The organism is Streptomyces sp. TRM64462 (genome assembly GCF_013362995.1).
Lineage (GTDB): Bacteria > Actinomycetota > Actinomycetes > Streptomycetales > Streptomycetaceae > Streptomyces.
This window is the reverse complement of the sequence record NZ_JABWDV010000240.1, coordinates 1-1298: the sequence shown is the minus strand read 5'-3', so window position 1 is coordinate 1298 and position 1298 is coordinate 1. Positions and strand designations below refer to the sequence as shown.

At 77.6% G+C, this 1298-nt stretch carries 2 protein-coding genes; one reads left to right on the top strand and one right to left on the bottom strand.

What is annotated here, in order from left to right; all coding sequences use genetic code 11:
- Positions 1-273: hypothetical protein (locus HTZ82_RS31800; RefSeq protein ID WP_217623933.1), on the bottom strand; the 273-nt coding region annotated here is incomplete at its 3' end.
- A 143-nt stretch (positions 274-416) separates the two neighbouring features.
- On the opposite strand from HTZ82_RS31800, the gene HTZ82_RS11390 reads away from it, so the two are divergent.
- Positions 417-1298, top strand: an 882-nt coding sequence (locus HTZ82_RS11390; protein ID WP_375540801.1) for a trypsin-like peptidase domain-containing protein, incomplete at its 3' end; no start/stop codon positions are given.

The window sequence follows — 1298 nt, the reverse complement described above, 5'->3', positions numbered from 1 at the left end:
CCTGCGGCCTGCGGCCTGCGGCCTGCGGCCTGCGGCCTGCGGCCTGCGGCCTGCGGCCTGCGGGCCGACGCCGTGGTGTCGGTCGTCGGCCAGCCGGCTTCCGGTAGCGGTCGCCGCCTGCCGCCAGCGACGGCGCTCTCGGCCCTCGGCCCGGACGACTCCCGGTAGTCGGTCGTCGTCCGTCGGGCCTAGGCCGGCCAGGCCGCCGGCCGCCAGTCGTCGGGCGTGGACGGCGGCGTGCCGTGGAGCGGGCACGGCGTCTGCCCGCTCCACGATCCCCCTCCACCTGTCTCTATCCGCCCCAGAACCCTTATTCACCCACTCGGTCAGGCGCTCGGAGTGAACCGAGGGAGCACTCGGGGGCGCGTTCCGGTGGTGTTCTTCTGAGGTGATCACCACCGACCTACCGTCGGACCATGGGACGCGCGGACCAGGCACCAGTGGTACGGATCTGTGATCAGGCGGGCCGGCCACGCGGGACCGGCTTCGTCGCCGACGCCGCCGGCACGGTCGTGACCAGCCACGAAACGGTCGACGGCCTGGAGCGCGTCGTCGTCGAGGCACCCGACGGGCGCACCTACGCGGCGGGGCCCGACGCGGTCGTTCCCCTGCCCGCCGACGCCCTCGCCCTCATCCGTACGGAGGGGCTCGGCGTACGCCCCCTCCCCATCGCCGACGCGCCCGCCGCCCCCGCGACGGGCACCTACGTACGCGTCCACGCCCACGGCTGGCGGCAGGCGCGCGTGCTCGGCACGGCATCCGCCACGTACACCGCCGACGACCGGTTCCACGCCGTGGACGACGCGCTCGAACTGGCCATCGGCACGGACGGCAGCGAGGCGCTGCGACGCGGCGGCGCAGCGGCCGGCGGCCCGGTCCTGGACGCGGCCACGGGAACGGTCCTGGCGGTCCTGGGCACCGCACTCCACACCGACCACCGCGCCCCCGGCCTCGCCGTCCCCCTCGCCGCAGCGGCCGCCCGCGACCCCTCCGGCCCCCTGGCCGCCCTCCTCCGCCGCAACGCCGCCACCGCGCCCGCCCACGGCCCCGCGCTGAACCTGGCGGGCGCCCTGGAGCTGACCGCGGCGACGCACCCGCAGTGGATCGCACCCGGGGCGGTGGAGCGCCGACGCGTCGCGCGGGAACTGGACCGGTTCGCCACGGCGGGCCGTTCGCCGGTGTGCGGCCTCGTGGGGGAGCCGGGCAGCGGGCGTACGACGGAGCTGGCCGGGCTGCTCGCACGGCGGGCGAGCGAGGCCGCGCCCACGGTGTGGCTGCGGGGCGCCGACCTGCGGGCC